The 16,164-nt window shown below is 40.9% G+C and carries 17 protein-coding genes and 1 riboswitch; all 17 genes read right to left on the reverse strand.

What is annotated here, in order from left to right; translation table 11 throughout:
• Nucleotides 1-144: 144 nt before the first annotated feature.
• Nucleotides 145-549 carry a hypothetical protein gene (locus AB4238_RS11685; protein ID WP_372033606.1) on the reverse strand — a complete coding sequence of 135 codons (405 nt, stop codon included), beginning with the start codon at nt 547-549 and terminating at the stop codon, nt 145-147.
• Nucleotides 550-679: 130 nt separating this feature from the next.
• Complete coding sequence (locus AB4238_RS11690) at nt 680-1,285, reverse strand: GNAT family N-acetyltransferase (protein WP_372033607.1); 606 nt, start codon at nt 1,283-1,285, stop codon at nt 680-682.
• Nucleotides 1,286-1,352: 67 nt separating this feature from the next.
• Complete coding sequence (locus AB4238_RS11695) at nt 1,353-1,901, reverse strand: NAD(P)H nitroreductase (protein ID WP_372033608.1); 549 nt, start codon at nt 1,899-1,901, stop codon at nt 1,353-1,355.
• A 110-nt stretch (nt 1,902-2,011) separates the two neighbouring features.
• Nucleotides 2,012-2,605 (reverse strand): DoxX family protein, encoded by a 594-nt coding sequence (locus AB4238_RS11700; RefSeq protein ID WP_372033609.1) that lies wholly within the window; start codon nt 2,603-2,605, stop codon nt 2,012-2,014.
• A gap of 100 nt (nt 2,606-2,705) precedes the next feature.
• Nucleotides 2,706-3,548 carry a DUF6279 family lipoprotein gene (locus tag AB4238_RS11705; protein WP_372033610.1) on the reverse strand — a complete coding sequence of 281 codons (843 nt, stop codon included), beginning with the start codon at nt 3,546-3,548 and terminating at the stop codon, nt 2,706-2,708.
• A 127-nt stretch (nt 3,549-3,675) separates the two neighbouring features.
• Complete coding sequence (locus AB4238_RS11710; RefSeq protein WP_372033611.1) at nt 3,676-4,704, reverse strand: phosphotransferase; 1,029 nt, start codon at nt 4,702-4,704, stop codon at nt 3,676-3,678.
• A complete protein-coding gene (pnuC, locus tag AB4238_RS11715; protein ID WP_372033612.1) occupies nt 4,704-5,360 on the reverse strand; it encodes a nicotinamide riboside transporter PnuC in 657 nt (218 codons plus the stop codon). Before pnuC ends, AB4238_RS11710 begins: the two co-directional genes overlap by 1 nt.
• 92 nt (nt 5,361-5,452) lie before the next feature.
• Nucleotides 5,453-5,713: a hypothetical protein gene (locus tag AB4238_RS11720; RefSeq protein ID WP_220737490.1), complete on the reverse strand. Its 261-nt coding sequence runs from the start codon at nt 5,711-5,713 to the stop codon at nt 5,453-5,455.
• A gap of 55 nt (nt 5,714-5,768) precedes the next feature.
• Nucleotides 5,769-7,967, reverse strand: a complete 2,199-nt coding sequence (locus AB4238_RS11725) for a TonB-dependent receptor (RefSeq protein ID WP_372033613.1) — start codon at nt 7,965-7,967, stop codon at nt 5,769-5,771.
• Nucleotides 7,968-8,018: 51 nt separating this feature from the next.
• A riboswitch (TPP riboswitch) is annotated at nt 8,019-8,150 on the reverse strand.
• Between the two features lie 120 nt (nt 8,151-8,270).
• Nucleotides 8,271-8,660, reverse strand: coding sequence for a YcfL family protein (locus AB4238_RS11730; RefSeq protein WP_220737492.1), 390 nt, complete (start codon nt 8,658-8,660; stop codon nt 8,271-8,273).
• A gap of 51 nt (nt 8,661-8,711) precedes the next feature.
• Nucleotides 8,712-9,182 (reverse strand): PaaI family thioesterase, encoded by a 471-nt coding sequence (locus tag AB4238_RS11735; RefSeq protein WP_371993936.1) that lies wholly within the window; start codon nt 9,180-9,182, stop codon nt 8,712-8,714.
• Nucleotides 9,175-9,678: a PaaI family thioesterase gene (locus tag AB4238_RS11740; RefSeq protein WP_220737494.1), complete on the reverse strand. Its 504-nt coding sequence runs from the start codon at nt 9,676-9,678 to the stop codon at nt 9,175-9,177. The genes AB4238_RS11735 and AB4238_RS11740 overlap by 8 nt, the downstream gene beginning before the upstream one ends.
• Nucleotides 9,675-10,031 (reverse strand): purine nucleoside phosphoramidase, encoded by a 357-nt coding sequence (gene hinT, locus AB4238_RS11745; protein ID WP_220737495.1) that lies wholly within the window; start codon nt 10,029-10,031, stop codon nt 9,675-9,677. The genes AB4238_RS11740 and hinT overlap by 4 nt, the downstream gene beginning before the upstream one ends.
• Nucleotides 10,032-10,268: 237 nt before the next feature.
• Complete coding sequence (locus AB4238_RS11750) at nt 10,269-10,904, reverse strand: LuxR C-terminal-related transcriptional regulator (protein ID WP_372033614.1); 636 nt, start codon at nt 10,902-10,904, stop codon at nt 10,269-10,271.
• A gap of 685 nt (nt 10,905-11,589) precedes the next feature.
• A complete protein-coding gene (locus AB4238_RS11755) occupies nt 11,590-12,411 on the reverse strand; it encodes a tetratricopeptide repeat protein (protein ID WP_372033615.1) in 822 nt (273 codons plus the stop codon).
• Nucleotides 12,412-12,812: 401 nt separating this feature from the next.
• A complete protein-coding gene (locus tag AB4238_RS11760) occupies nt 12,813-14,657 on the reverse strand; it encodes a protein kinase domain-containing protein (protein ID WP_372033616.1) in 1,845 nt (614 codons plus the stop codon).
• A gap of 11 nt (nt 14,658-14,668) precedes the next feature.
• Complete coding sequence (locus AB4238_RS11765) at nt 14,669-16,150, reverse strand: NarK family nitrate/nitrite MFS transporter (protein ID WP_372033617.1); 1,482 nt, start codon at nt 16,148-16,150, stop codon at nt 14,669-14,671.
• Between the last annotated feature and the right edge of the window lie 14 nt (nt 16,151-16,164).

The raw sequence follows: 16,164 nt of genomic DNA on the forward strand, positions 1-16,164 counted from the left end.
AAAGAATGCTAAACAGTTTATTTTAGAGGGGAAAAGGGAGCGTAGTTACCCTAGAGTGTTGAAGTGTTCAAAGGACCGATATCCCATAAAAAAGAAAGCCGTTCACGTTAAGTGAACGGCATTAAGCTTTTGCTCTCTTTTTTATTACATGGTTGCCATCGTCCAATAATCGAGACGCTGCTCAGGCTGACTAATCACCACCTTGCATTGTTCTTTATATTTTCCCATCAATGGTCCTAAACTTTTCGAATTTGGCATTGACGCTTTATGCTGTTTCGTTGCGGCAACAACGGCTGCGTTAACATACTCTTCAGTTTGATACTTATTTGCGATATCGACCGCTTGTTCACCAGAAGCCTTCAACCTCTCTCCCACCGCTTGCATCTGTGGGGCATTCATTGCGGCTATCGCACTGGAGGCTATTTGATAATATGCAGCACACTCTGCTAACTCTTTAGTTAATGCATCCTCTGCATCACCAGCCGCAGCATTAAAAGAGAGCAACCCAATGGCTAGTGCCAACGTATTTGGAAGAATCGTTCCTGACATTAAAGTAATCCTTTTTTATAATCGTTCGTTTAACTATTTCTACTTTAGTTTACGTTTAATATCCAGCGTAACAGAAAAAACACACAGCTTCGATATTAGGAGGCTAATATTGGCTCAATTTATCAATAGCCTATGACCCAATATTAGCCTGCAGTTTTTGGCTTAGCCCCTTTTTAACATCAATCCATTCAGAGTCAATAATCGAATAAACCACTGTGTCTCGTATGGTTCCATTAGCTAAAATTTGATGATTACGCAAAATACCATCTTGATTGGCACCTAAACGGCAAATGGCCTGACGTGACACTTCATTGTGAATATGAGTTCGAAACTCAACCGCTATCACATCGAGTGTTTCAAAAGCATAACTCAGTAACAACAACTTACACTCAGTATTGACCGCCGTACGTTGAACACTTTTAGCATACCAAGTATGCCCGATCTCTAAGCGACGGTGACTTTGTTGCCAATGACAAATCCTAGTACAACCAACTATCGCTCCAGAGTGTTTATCTCTGACAGCAAAAGCTAGTGACTCACCTTTTTGTTCATCCAACAGCGCTTGATTAATGTAATCATTCATATCCTCGGGGCAAGGCACCTTGGTATACCAAAGTTGCCATAACTCCCCATCTCCAACTGCAATGCTGAGCGCTGGAGAATGTGCCAATGTTAATGGCTCTAGAACGACATGCTCACCCACTAACGCATTGTCTCTCACTTCTTGTGCGTTCACCTCAACCTCCTTTGTTGTTTAAGTCACCTCTGTACTTTGCTAAAAGACCTCGGTAAAAGGTGCTTAGCTAAATATATCGCGCAAAACTTGAACCTGCTTTTGTCGGCTTTAGATTAGCTTTTATTGCGGGAGTACCTATATAGAGGAACCCAACAATCTGATCAGTTTCTTCAAGGCTCAAGGATTGATGTACATTTCTATCGAAAGCTAACGCGCCTGTACGCCAAATTGCGCCAAGCCCTTGAGCAAATGCAGCCTGTTGCATAGCCATTGCTGCACAACCAGCAGCAAGATGTTGTTCAAATTCAGGTACCTTGGGGTGTTGTTTTACTTTAGCAACCACAGTGATGACCATCGGTGCTCTTAATGGCATATTCTTGGCCTTGGCGATAAACTCTTCTTCGGCACCATTTTGTTGAGAGGCTTTCGCAAAAATAGATCCAAGTCGCTCAAGCCCATCACCAGCCGCAACAATAAATTCCCACGGCGTTAAACCTGCGTGATCCGGAACGCGTGCTCCGGCGTCCAAAATATGCTTAAGTTGCTCATCCGTAGGAGCAGGCTCGATAAGGCGTGGAGTTGATTGTCTAGTTAATAAAAGTGTTAATGCGTCCAACAGATTATCCTTAAAACTGTGAAAAAAAACTAACTAGCTTGAGAGTAGCAAGCCCATAAAAAAAATCCCACCTATTTGGTGGGAATTAATAAAAGCTTCTGTTTCAGCGATTAAACAATCTGACTTCTCTTTGCAATATAATAATCGAGACTCGTGTAACGCCCGCCCCCCATAAAGATCAGTGCCATCAACATGAACAAGTATGTAATCGCAAACTCAATACCATTGTTCAAAATGACAAAATTACCTGAACTGGTTAGCCATTCATAGTTACCATGTTGCTGTAAAATCTCTTTTGCTTTGTCTAATTTATCGGCTGAAGCCAACACACTTTCATTGGCTAACCAAGAACTAGCATCTGCAATTGCCAACCATCCATTTTCCCAATGAACAGCAAAAGCCGCAACCAACATTGTCACCGACAACGGAATAGCAATCAGTCGAGTTGCCAAGCCTAGTATCAGTAATCCCCCGCCGACAAATTCTGTACCTGCAGCTAAAACTACCATTAACTCAGGAAACGGTAATCCTAATCCCCAGTCTGGATTACCAAACCAAGCAGCCGTATCACTAAAATGGGATAATTTATTGTAACCGGCCTGCATGAGTACTGGCGCCAGGTACAGCCGCAATGCAAGTGGAGCGATGCCTTCAGCGTAACTTATTGTGTTTAAAAATTTTTGGTACAATTGTGCAAGTTGCATGTCATTCCCTCGTATATTCTATTATCTCAATAGACCCTAACAACAATAACAATCTTTCATCAGTCATCGATTAAGCTATAGCAGATCGATAATATGGACGCTAATCCTCTTGGCTAATTTCAGTTAGCTCTTTGATGAGTGTATTCAATTTTTTATTAAATCGCTGTTTTTGTTTTGCGCTAGCGAGGCAATCTAACTTAATTAGCAGTTCACCAAACATTTTTGAATTGTTATCAAGTACGGTTTTATAAGCTTTAGACTTTACGGTGTCTGGTTGGGTCATCAATAACGACAAACTATGTGAAAGCGCCATTTGGTTATGACGATTTTTTAATGCTTGGGAAAACAGGCGGATCCATTCATGGCGATACTCTAACCACATATCTAAGGTATCACCACGGGCTACATTATATTCATGTACAGCCAATTTTTGAGCCGTAGTTAGCTTTCCCATCCACCGCTTAAGGCGTTTCTCAATACGCTCATCGGCCATATCAATAAGTTCAGATTGGCTTTTACCTAGATACTTCTTATTGAGTTCTTTTTCGTCAACCCTTAACTGTGCAATGATCTGCTCTACTTGTTGGTCTGAAAATGAACTGATAATTGGCACTAACGATGGTTCAACAAAATCAAACACTCGGATCCAGTGTGATTTCGCTGCGACAAGGTGATCATTCCAAGATTGTTGCGTAAAGCTCTGATTGTTAAATTCAACGGATAACAGAGAAAGTTGAGCTTGATAACGTGGGAGTTCCTGCTTTCGATGCCAGACTAAAAAATCATCTAGTGCCACGTCAAACTGTTGTTCTTGCTTGTCATTTAATGTGACATACTCTTCGAGCTTCCATTCTATTGCCCAGTCGAGAAAGTAATAACCAACTTTAGTAGAGCAACCTAGAAACGAGATAAGAATAAACGCCCACAAACATAGTTTTTTCACTTATGGCCCCATTCAGATGCTTTCATCTAGCATAGAACATGGTTTGCTTTATGGTCTAGTAACAAAATGTATTACCTTGTCGACCTTTTCAGTAATGAGTCGCGCGGGTGTTTAATGAAGTGAGCACTTATGAATAGCTAGCGATTAACGCTTGGTACTGCTGAGCACAACTTAAATAGTTCTCGGTCTGTTTAATTGTATCAGCGTCAACATTTAACTTTCCATTCAACATCAAACTATCAAAAGCCATTTGTAATGCCCAACAGACGGCAAAGACCCAATATAGATCAACCGCTGCAGGTATAGCATCTTGAGCATGATGATTAAGATTGGTTTGTTTATCTAAATAATTTTCGATTAACCAGTGTCGCTGCTTTGATGACAATGAGTGGCTCGAAATCACTGATGCGAGATCACATAATGGATGAGAGGTACAAGCATATTCAAAGTCAATGCAATTGAGTTTATCTGCCAAAACCAAAATATTAAATGGATTTAAATCTCGGTGACTAAACTGGTTGTTAATCAAGCAGCGATTGAGAGAGTCAAGCATATCTGTAACTGCATCTTGTTGCGAAAGTAACTGGTCAAACTGCTGCAGCCATGCGACAGAATGTACAGAATTATCGAAGCGATACCGATTTAGTTGCTGCTGCATTTGGCTTAAACGAGCGCGGTAGATCTGCCACTGGTGCTCTACTGTGATAATGTTTTTCGGTAGAGGTAGCTCTTTCAAACCATTCAGTAATTGTAGCAGTAACCGCTCTGCCTTAGGCCAATGTTCCTCGATATTTGCTAAGGGGTGCGCGCCATTTGCACTAATCAAATCACTCCAGCTACGGTTGTCATCTTGCGCAACAAACTGACTTAAATAAAAATCATTGTCTGGGCTGATGTAAACGACTTTAGGCGCCAGCGCAGCATGACTTGCATCGCACCATGCTGCCACTTCACTGCTTCGATCACAGATCTGTGTACTCGCCCAACTGTTAATTCTTAACACCCATTCAGACTCGACACTCGTGCTTGAGTGCAGCCCTCGAACATAGTAGTTACGATTACTCAATCCTTGAGTGAGCGCCGCTATCACTGTTACTTTGGTCAGCCCCGATGCCGATAGATAGTGTGCCAACTCTTGCTGAAGCGATTCACTCACTAGGCAATTCCTGGTGACATTGTCACATTGCCTTGTTGAGCGTGCATTTTTCTTCGCCACATAAAGTAACCAAACACCACCATAATCACATAAAAGACGAACAGTGCAGCAGTCAACATCAAGCCTTTGCTAACATAAAGATAGATAGAAACAGCATCAATCACAAACCAGTAGATCCAATTCTCTAGCACCTTTTTTGCGACCAAGAATGTACTCATGACAGCAAAGCATGTGGTTGCTGCGTCTAAATAAGGGAAAGAGGCTTGAGTCTGATTAGCCATAAAGTAGCCAATAACAACTGACATTAAGCTGGTTCCAGCAATAAGCTTTAGATGAGTCGACAAGCTCCAGGAGACAATATTAACCCCTTCATGGGCTTTGCCACCTTTAGTCCACATCCAATAACCATAGACCGCCATTGCCATGTAATAAACGTTTAGCACAGACTCCATCAGTAAAGAGACTTTCCAAAATAGCACCGTATAGATTGCTGTGCTCGTCAATGCAGCTGGCCAACACCAAACACTGCCCTTCATGGCAAAAATAAGATAAGCCAATGCTAGTAATACCGCGATAGCTTCCCAGCCTGTCAATGCTTGAGCATCATTAAACACGCCTGCAAAGCCTTCATTTATCAATAGCCAAAAATCTGCCATGAAACATTCGCTCTCTATTCAAATAATAACAATAATAAAAAGCCACAAAGTATCATTAATACCTTGTGGCCTGTTCTATTTAGCACACTTGTCTATTCACTATGGCTCAAATCTAGCTCACCACCAATAAACTTACATACAAATACGGCTTTGCCCCACTTCTCGTGAGCGGCTTCCATCTCGGTTGCCAACATTGCCATGACTTCAGCATATTCACCACACACTTGAGTCGCCATTGCGTTAGTCACGCGATGGATATTGTCGTAGCTATCGACTCGGCCAATAAACCACTTTATAGGGTCCAAATAGTTGTCTTGTAATGGATAGCAACTTATCTCTGCTGTTAACTTCATATTGATGACCTTTATATTGATAATACGTAACGCGAGTGAAACACAAGGTTAGATCCTACATAAACTTAATATTGACAGTTAGCCCTAATTGACGCGGATCGCCATAACGAATGTATTGTTTCTTAGCCCAACCTAGATCAGGCTCATTGCCGAAATAGAATCCACGAACACCATACTGTTCATCAAAGAGGTTACGTCCCCACAGGTATGCTGACCACAGATCAGCTTCATAGCCTATTTTGGCATTAAAGATCTGGTATGCATCTGATTTAGACTCATTGCTGTCTGAATAGTAAAAATCGCTCTTGCCGCTGGCATTTACGTTAGCAAACCAGCCAGAGTCAGTACGATAAGTTCCGCCAACACTGAAGGTAAAGTTTGGCGAATGGGCTAACTCTCTACCAAATAGATCGACCGTAGTATCTTCGTCAACGTAATATTCATAGTCACCGTAAGCAGTTTCTAACCAACCTATGCTGCCGTAGATGCTTAGATTATCGGTTGCATACCAAGTACCGTCTAGCTCTGCACCATAGTTATGAGAACTACCTGCGTTTTCGGTATATAAATGGAATCGCTGTTGATTCTCTGAATCCTGTTGCGAAGCAGCGACTTGCTGGTCTTGTCTATCCATGTAGAAGACAGCTAAATTTGTATTTGCTAGTCCATTAAACCACGTCGATTTCAATCCTAATTCGTAGTTATATAGAATTTCTGTATCGTATTCCGTTTTATCTGCTAACTGATCTGGTAAAGCCATATTAAAACCACCGGCTTTATAACCACGAGCCACTCGAATGTATGATTCATGATTGGCAGACAAAGCCTTACTTAACGCAATATGACCGCCCCACATAGTCTCATTTGGGGTATACCTAGCATTTTTAAACTCGTCATCAATCAAACGAGTTTCGTTATACTCTACATCTCGTTCTTCGACTCGCAAACCAACAGATAGAAAATAATCATTTCCAAGCTGGCTATCTAATTGTCCAAACACAGCATAATTAGTTGCTTCATAGTCAGAATCAACAGACTCATCAGGCAATCCGTTGTAAAAAGATTCTAGCGCATTTTCTTCATCTAAATTCATGGCATAAACGCCAATCAACCAGTCGGTAGTATCTGAAAAAATCCTCCCAGACTCATTGGAGCTAAACCTAAATTCTTGAGTGAAAGTTGTTCTATCGCCTTCTTTATCCCAAGTGTAATCATATACACACGGTGCACTGCCAATCTCATTCCAATCATCGTCATACTCTGCACAAGTTTTACTTGCCCAGTAGTCAGGACTAGCCCAGTCGCCATCGTAGTTATGGCGAGTATCAGAGCTGGCAAAGGACGTTAAAGAGGTGATCTCAAATTTTTCAGCACCTGTGTAGGTAAATTTTAAAGAACTACCAGTGGTCTTTTGCTTATCAACACCAGGAGCATCAGTTAATGTATCGAAACCATTATTATCTAATGTCCATGCATCATAACCATTATTATAGTTTGCGTGTAAGAAGGTTAGATCAATCTCTAAATCTTCAGTGGCATACCAGCGCAATTTTGCTCGCCCGGTAAACTCATCGCGTTTATTAGTATCACTCACGCCAAGATAGAGGTTATCTCTATAGCCATCTTGCTGGTGTTGTTGTAGTGACACTCGATAGAGTAGATTTCCAGAATCTGTCAGTGGACCAGAGCTAAAGCCGCTAAAAGTTTGCAAGTTATCATCGCCAAGTGAAACCTCGGCGCCGTTTTCAAACACGTCAGTTGGATCATTACTCTTAAGGTAGATAAGACCGGCTAACGCGTTGGCACCATACTGCGTCCCCTGAGGGCCTCGCAGCACTTCTACCTGTTGCAGGTCGTACATGCTCGAAACCATGCCCAAACCTGATAGGTCGATATCATCTACAATAAAGCCTACAGAGGAGTTAGGTGCACCTTGGTACTCTTCTTGTTCACCGACGCCGCGTATTTGGAAATACTTAGGACGTGAGCTGCCACCAGACCAGTTAAAATTGGCAATTGAATTTAAAACATCTTCAAAGTGCTGCGCACCTTCATCTTCAATTTGCTGTTGATCGATGACGGTAACACTCGATGGCATTTTATCTAAGCTAGTACCACGAAAATCGGAAGTAACAACCATCACTTCCATTTCGTCGTGAGGCGTATCGGTGCTGGTTTCAGATAGTGCAGGTTGTGAAATTAACGCTGACATAACAGCTAGCGCAACAGGAGAATAAACTTTTGGATATAACATAGGACCTCAAATTTTAATTTTGAGATCCGGCAACATAAAGAAGCGATCGGGAAATGAATTGTGGCCCATTCCTACGCCGGTATTAGCCGGATCAGGTTCAAAGGGTTTGTTTTTCAACATCTCAGTTAAGCCTATAAAATTACAACTTTCGCTCTATAGACTTTAACACCCCTTGGCGCGGCTGATTATACATGAATTTTACAAAACCATGACACCCTTCTTGCGTTACTTGAACGTTTCGCATAAAAAAACGCCAGATCTACTGACGTTTTATTAACATATGTGAACCTGAGCGGTTAACGCTTAATTTGAAAATGCTTTTCTTACGTACAATTCAAAACGACTAGCATTAGCATTTGGTGCAACGGCTGAGACTTGTAGTTGTTGCTTACCGTGAAGCTTTACCGATTTCCAACTGACACCTTCATCATCGATTGTCATACCGCTAGTATCGAACCAAGTAAATTTATACTGTAGGCGTAAATCTGTAGAGACTTTGCTGATAATCGTTCCACTGCCTTGTAGAAAGCCTCCCTCAGGACGAGCCATTACGCTTTGAACTTCGACCTCTTTACCAAAGGTACTGTTATCTATTCGGACTTCGCCTTTTGAACCAGCCATCAAGCCTGCAGTATGTGGCGCACAAGCCGTTACAAGTAAGGCGGTAAACAAGCCTAGGATCAGTTTTTTCATATTAGTCCCCTGAAATATACTCTTTGATTGTTAATACAAGAATAAGCTAGTTTAATCGATTAAGAAATGTGCTCTTGCGGTTGCGATTAAATGCTTACGGTTAGTCTGCCAACAATTAATACTTACATTAGCCACTCGTCGACCTTGGCGGGTTATTTTACACTCTGCAAAGCTATCTTTATGATAACCAGCCCTTAAATAATCGATTGAAAAATCGACAACTTTAGGCACTTTACTGGTTTGCATAAATACCATTAATTGAACGATTGCGGACATCTCCATGAAGCCCGCAATAACACCACCATGAAGTGCAGGCAATACAGGGTTACCAATATTGTCATCCTTTGCGGGTAGTTTAAAAATTAACTCGTCACCAAACCGATCGACTTCCATGCCAATGAATTTTGCATAGGGGACATGTTCAAGTAGATGGCCAAAATCATTGAGCTCTGTGGCTTTACGAATAATACTTTTTACATCGAGCTTTGCTTGTTCACACTCATCAGCGCTTGGGTTAGTCATTACGTGGTTCCCCCATTAAAGCCTGTCTAAACTCTTCACCGACCATTTCGGGGCTAATACGCATAAATGAACCCACCGCATGGGCAATCGGATCATCTATAGAGTCTTGATAAGCAATCGCTCGAGTAAAAGCAACGCTAGATGACAATTTATAGCACTGGGCGAAGCCGTATACTGGTTTAAAAGGCTCTGCAGGTTTCATGTAATCAACTCTAAGATCGAGCGTTGGTGAAATTTCTAACGAGCGAAACTTATCAAAAATAGAGCAAACAACAGCACAACCACTAGCAGTATCCATTAAGGTTGTGATAACACCGCCATGAATGACGCCAGTATCTGGATAACCGATAAGTTGAGTGTCATAGGGAAGCTCCATCAGGACATGTTTGCTACTGCCTTCCAGTACTTTCAGTTTTAACTTTTGGCATTGAGTGAGCTGCGCTACAAATCGACTTGCCATCTCCGTTAACGGGAAAACATCGGCAGTTTCTTTCATCGATTTTTACTCAACATAGGGCCTAATGAGTGGCCTCCTACTAGGTGCATATGAATATGAAACACCTCTTGTCCAGCGTGTTCATTGCAGTTCATGATCAATCGATAACCATCTTCAGCAATTCCCTCTTCTTGCGCTAGCTTAGCCGCTACAGACATCATTCTTCCAAGCGCCTTTTCATCAGATGCTTTTATATCGTTTGCTGTAGGGATAAGGTGGTTAGGAATGATTAGAATATGGGTAGGAGCTTGAGCACTAATGTCTCTAAACGCAGTTACCAGCTCATCTTGGAATAGAATATCTGCAGGGATCTCACGTCGAATAATTTTACTGAATATGGTTTCTTCGGCCACTTTGCTGTCCTCATTAACATAAGTTATGTACTAGTATACTCGAAAAAGCGCATCAAGCGATTGACGAATTTTAGCGTACAAACAGCAAACTAAGTATGGATAAGAGCAATTGTGTAGTGATAAAGGCTAAAATAATTAAACTTAATGTCGCCATACATAAAAGCGACAAAATCTAAGATCAATGTATCGGTGTTGCGCTTAGGTAAGCGCTAATGAAATCAGCTTAAATGATGCTAATTACAACACCACTTCATGCATGTTCGTTTGCGCCCATGCGATCGCTTGACCACGGCTCGAAACACCTATTTTTCTAAAAGCTCGATAAAGATGAGTTTTAATCGTACTCTCACTGACAAATAATTGATTTGCTATATCAATATTAGTACTGCCAGATCGCAATACCTGCAACACCTCTCGCTCTCTCATTGTTAAAGTTTCAGACTCTTCATCTTCCTCTACATCATTTAATTGCCCGCGGTAAAACTCATCAGGAATAGCTGTTTGCCCTTGGATAATTTTAGACATGCCAGTCGCTATACTCTCTAAGGTTGCATCCGAGTAAAAGACACCCGCGGTGATATTTTGCTGAACTAAAAACCGAGCATCGACCTGCTGAGGATAATGAATGAAAACAACTCTTACGCCACTGCGCTCTTTATCCAATTTCTTCTGGATTTGATATGCTTTTTGAATATCTACACTTGAAAGATCGATTAACACTAGACCAACACGATTTTCGGTAAAATTATCGATAATATTATCTGGCGCAACATTATGAATTTTGACTAAAAACTGTTGGGGCCAACGAGTATTAAGCAGATCAACTAATATTTGTGAGCGGGTAACCATAACCCAATGCATAACCTTAAACATCCGACTCTCCATGTTTATCCTTTAACAATCCTTGTGTGTATAAGTGTAATACACATTAAAGATAATAAACGAACAAATAGAATTAAATATTGAAATATTCTAATGTTCAAGGTGCTAACACTACATCAGTCTTCAATGCCTACATATGTAGCTAATACAAGCATATAGCTAGCACTAATGACTGACTTGCCAAAATGAATAATATTAAATTGAAGTTCTATATACACTGAAAATAGACATATAACACTTAAAACCGCCTATCAGTTAAACTTAAAGTCGATAGTGTAAAAGACAAGCCCTACGGGCAGAAAAAACATTAAACACATGAATCAATTGATTTTTTAAGAGTAGCACAAATAAGGAGGAAAGATAGTTCTTTAAAATCGTACCATTTACATTCCGTTTAATATGTCCTCTGTAAAAAGCGTTCCTGTTAACTGAATAATAATACTTAATAACAAAAAATTAATTCATATTTTTAATTTCCCGGCTCATAATTTCAGTGTTTCATGCTATTAGAACAATTAGTTATTAATTACAATCTAATTACAGAAAGTTTGCTATCACTTTTTCAGTTGCAACAACTCTATTTACTGCTGTTCAAAAAACGTCGTTAAATACGAAAGTAGAGTATTAACACCAAATTCTACTTCAGATTAAAGTTTGGTGTTAATACGAGCACCAGCTAATGTAAATTTAGCCATGCTAGCTTAGCCTGATAACGCTGCTGATTCTTGGGTAAATCCGTATAATCGAGTGCTTTACGCAGGGCTTTTTTGGCCTGTTCTGGTTCATCAAGTTTAAAATGTACCTTTGCTAAATCAAAATATGCTTTATGGTAGTAATATGTGTTATCAATAAATTTGTTCAGGTACACTTTTGCACTTAAGTAGTCTCCAGCGGCTATCGAATCTTGTGCCACTAAATACCATTTATAAGGGCTGCTATCATCTAATTCAAGCAATTGGTTTTTCACTACTGAGGCTTCAACTATGCGACCTTGGTTAACGAGTAAATAGTGATAATTACTCAATAAAGTCACTTTATCTTCTGAAACCTCTAATCCATACTGGTATAAGCTCTCAGCGGTCTCTACATCCCCTAACCGTCGCAAAACAACTGCCAACATATTAATAGATGGCGCATATACCTTACTAAAAGATAAGCTTTTTTTAAGTAATAAATAGGCTAGTGGTAAGTCATCACTGAACAATGCATCCGCAGCTAAATTTCGATACAGCATCGCGAAGAACTCATCAGTATCGACCTTTTTTCCACCTCTGTCATAACGACCAGGAAAGTAGTCTATGACAACCCTTTTACTACCAGAAAATATAGAGTTGCTTTCATCATTCCTGCTCTCATAAAGAAATGTTCTAACATGATCTGATGTGACAGAGTATTGGTCTGTTACATCGAGTAAAACAGGCATAGTATGTAAGAGTTGAAATGATATATCGACTTGGAACTCGCTGGCGATTGCATAGGTTAAAAGAGCCAAGGACATACAGTTACCTTGGTTAAGTTCTAATGCCTCGGACGCGCTGTAGTTTTTGCCTTCATAGTTAAAGTTGACCAAGCGTTTTTCAATAAAATGTTTGACTTGTTGAAACGGGAGTAATGTGTCGACATCACTCTGTAATTGAAAACGCTTAAATTCTGCAACTTGCTAAGCAGTTAAAGAAAATAAGCTTTCTGGCTCAGGTATTTCATATTCACTGGCATCTACTTCATACGCTAATATCGGCATCTGGGCAGGCAGGTGAATCGGAGCAGACACTGTCTGGCAACCACTCACAATAAAGCATACTAACAACAAGTACTTCATAAATTCCATTTACATAGCTATGTCCATATATTCAAAGATATACCAAGCAGATGCTAACTACAACAGTACGGTAAACAACCTCAGAATAACGCAAGAAGTAGTACAGCTAACCCAAGAAATACGCTCAATGAGCGCCAAAATAGCAGTGGGTTACTTTCTATTAATGCAGGTTTAACCACCGAACGTTGCCATGTCTTTATCGGCTCAGTCATTTCAAAGAGCCATTCGCTGCAGTCTGCTTGGCGTTGTTCCGGTGCCACACTTAGTGCCTTTTTAAGAGCATTATCCATCCAGATTGGGATCAAAGGATTAATATCATAACTAGGAACATATTCAAGTCTGATAAAATCGAGCTTTGATTTACAGGCTTGCTGCTTACCGTTAAAAGGTAACTGACCCGTTAACATTTCGAACGCGATGACAGCTATAGTGTAGAGGTCAGTACTTTGGGTTACTTGGTAACCAAGAATACTTTCCGGGGCAGAGTAATCTGCGGTACCTAAAATACGATCCCGCTCAAGAGGAGTGGAGATCTCAGCAATGCCTTTAATAAAACATGAACCAAAATCGATAATTTTAAGCTGCCCATCATTGGTTAGTAACAGGTTGTCAGGCTTTAGATCTTGATGCAGAGTTTCTTTACGGTGAAACGCTCTTACCCCTATCGCCAACTGCTTTAACAGAGCTAACACCTCCTGTATATCAGGCGTTGGGTTATGCTTTATCCATTGGCTTAGTAATTGTCCGTCAATATATTCTGTTAAATAGTATAGTGCTGATTTCTGTTTATCATACTCTACGATTGAAACCACATAAGGGCTATTAATTCGTCTGCCAATCCAGCTTTCTAGTAAAAATCGTTCAATATAGGCCGCATCATCCAAATAGTTAACTGAAGGTGTTTTCATGCACAATAAATCATCTTGCTGATTTTTGACTAGATAGACTTGGCTTCTTTGGCTTTGATGCAATACATCTACAACTGTATATCCATCGAGCTTCATGCCAACACTTAGTGGTGGTGGAAACGGTAAGTTAGACAGATGTTGATACACTTCTTCAATGGTTTGCTCCGGTAAGGTGTCAATACATAGTAACTGACAACTCGCATTGTCTTGGGAGCCAGAATTGAGGGCTGAATTGACCAATTCATGGCAAAATCTATCACACTTTTCGTCAGTTAACTGCTTGCTGGCACTGCTAGTCTGTTGAGTTTGATTAAATCGCGCTAACTTCTGCTCTAATTCAAAGTCAGTTACAACATCGTGTACACCGTCAGTTGTTAGTAGGTAAAAGTCTCCCTTCTCTAGCGCTAACATGCGATAGTCCGCCTCAACATTAACATCTAACCCCAAAGCTCGGGCAAGATAACGCTGATTATTAGCAACTATACTGGTGTGATCGTGGCTTAGCTTATCCAATGAACCATTACGGTAGCGGTAAACTCTTGAATCCCCTATATGAAATAGGTGCAAATGACGTGATTTGAAAACCAATGCACTTAAGGTGCAGACGTAGCCTCTGCGAGCATCTCGATAATCTTGCCCCAAACCATAAAGCCAACGATTTAGTGCTGTTAATACTTGAGTACTTGATTTTTGTACTGACCAGAGATCAGGCGTTGAGTAATAGTCGGCGAGAAAATTACTCACACTAATAGCGGAAGCTGCTGCGCCTCCCTCCGCAGTACTCACACCATCGCTAATCGCAGCAACAACCCCTTTGGTGGTTAACATTAAGCCGCTAGGAATTCGGATCCCAATGGCATCTTCATTGGCCGTTTTAACACCTTTATCAGAATACTGACCAGCCTTAATAACTAAATTGCATTTAGTCTTTTGCCATTCGATATCATGACTCGTTGCCAATGAAGACAGATTGTCATCAAGATTATTAGCTGCAATAACCTCTGAATTCATACTCATCGAACTCCTAACTAATTAACGCTGATCAAGGTAACTTCGCCATTTTCATTTACCTCAGCAATATGACCTTTAGGCTCGGTCATTAAGAACACACTGATAAAACCGAACAGTGCGCTTACTGCAATAACATAGAAAAAAGTTTGCGTAGAAACCATCGAGTAAACAGTTAAGAAAAACACGGCTCCAACATTACCGTAAGCGCCAGTCATACCAGCAATTTGTCCAGTTAAACGACGTTTGATAAGTGGTACTGCCGCAAATACAGCCCCCTCACCTCCTTGCACAAAGAAGGAACACGCCATCACCATAATAACGGCTAGGGGTAATGCCCAATTTGCATCAATCTGTGCAACGCCGAAATAGCCAATAGCCAAGCCTGCAGTTAATATTAACAATGTGGATTTTCGACCAAAACGGTCACTCAACCATCCGCCGCCAGGGCGAGACATTAGGTTCATGAAAGCATAAGAGGACGCGACTAAACCAGCTTGAGCTAAGCCTAAACCGAATGTTTCAGCAAAAAACAGTGGCAACATAGACACCACAGCTAACTCAGATCCAAATGTAGAGAAATACAACACGTTCAGTACCGCTACCTGTTTAAACTCATAACGTTCAAATTCAGGCACTGTGCCAGAAAATACCTGTTTGTTAACTTGGTAAGTTTGATAAATATCTATCACTAATATGATGCAAAGTAACACATAGATACCGTCAACGACTTGTTGGCTAAACATGCTCACTCCCGCAGGAGATAGTTTCCAACCCAGCAATGCGAGTGTGGCGTACATAGGTAATTTCATCACCAGTAAAAGTACAAAATCGCCTTTACTGGTCACTTCAAGTGCACCTGTCTTTTTGGGCTTAAAGTAGGTCGACCCCTTTGGGGTATCTGTCACATTAAAATAGTAAATAAATGCAAAAGCTAAACTCAGCAATCCCGTTAATGCGATGGCATAGCGCCATCCATCAGCGCCACCAAATGCAAGAGCAACTGCAGGTAGAGTAAAGGCAGCAGCAGCCGAACCGAAGTTACCCCAGCCACCATATATCCCTTCAGCGGTGCCTAACTCTTTTGCAGGAAACCATTCACTCACAATGCGAATGCCAACTACAAATCCAGCACCAATAAATCCAAGTAAGAAGCGCGCTAGCGCCAACTGTTCAAACGTTGTCCCTAGTGCAAACATAAAACAGGGAATGGAGCAAATGCCTAGCAATAACGAGTACACCAACCGAGGCCCATACTTATCCGTTACCATGCCTATCAATACTCGCGCAGGGATAGTTAGGGCTACATTGAGAATAAGCAATGTTTTTAACTGCGACTGGCTTAAACCAATACTGTCTGCAATAACGCTCAGTAGTGGCGCAGCATTAAACCAAACCATAAAAGTGATAAAGAATGCCATCCAGCTCAGGTGCATGACCTTCATTTTTCCTGAAAAAGAAAAAAGATTAAACCCTGTCTGTACTGTCTTTTTATTATTCATACCTTCCCCCTCAT

The organism is Shewanella sp. 10N.286.45.A1 (genome assembly GCF_041470405.1).
Lineage (GTDB): Bacteria > Pseudomonadota > Gammaproteobacteria > Enterobacterales > Shewanellaceae > Shewanella.

Bases quoted from the DNA above. Each gene is read 5' to 3' on its own strand.
- pnuC (WP_372033612.1), bottom strand. From the start codon at position 5,360: ATGGCAGATTTTTGGCTATTGATAAATGAAGGCTTTGCAGGCGTGTTT.
- AB4238_RS11685 (WP_372033606.1), bottom strand. From the start codon at position 549: ATGTCAGGAACGATTCTTCCAAATACGTTGGCACTAGCCATTGGGTTG.
- AB4238_RS11700 (WP_372033609.1), bottom strand. From the start codon at position 2,605: ATGCAACTTGCACAATTGTACCAAAAATTTTTAAACACAATAAGTTAC.
- AB4238_RS11730 (WP_220737492.1), bottom strand. From the start codon at position 8,660: ATGAAAAAACTGATCCTAGGCTTGTTTACCGCCTTACTTGTAACGGCT.
- AB4238_RS11755 (WP_372033615.1), bottom strand. From the start codon at position 12,411: ATGTCCTTGGCTCTTTTAACCTATGCAATCGCCAGCGAGTTCCAAGTC.
- AB4238_RS11725 (WP_372033613.1), bottom strand. From the start codon at position 7,967: ATGTTATATCCAAAAGTTTATTCTCCTGTTGCGCTAGCTGTTATGTCA.
- AB4238_RS11735 (WP_371993936.1), bottom strand. From the start codon at position 9,182: ATGACTAACCCAAGCGCTGATGAGTGTGAACAAGCAAAGCTCGATGTA.
- AB4238_RS11740 (WP_220737494.1), bottom strand. From the start codon at position 9,678: ATGAAAGAAACTGCCGATGTTTTCCCGTTAACGGAGATGGCAAGTCGA.
- AB4238_RS11765 (WP_372033617.1), bottom strand. From the start codon at position 16,150: ATGAATAATAAAAAGACAGTACAGACAGGGTTTAATCTTTTTTCTTTT.
- AB4238_RS11760 (WP_372033616.1), bottom strand. From the start codon at position 14,657: ATGAGTATGAATTCAGAGGTTATTGCAGCTAATAATCTTGATGACAAT.
- AB4238_RS11750 (WP_372033614.1), bottom strand. From the start codon at position 10,904: ATGTTTAAGGTTATGCATTGGGTTATGGTTACCCGCTCACAAATATTA.
- AB4238_RS11720 (WP_220737490.1), bottom strand. From the start codon at position 5,713: ATGAAGTTAACAGCAGAGATAAGTTGCTATCCATTACAAGACAACTAT.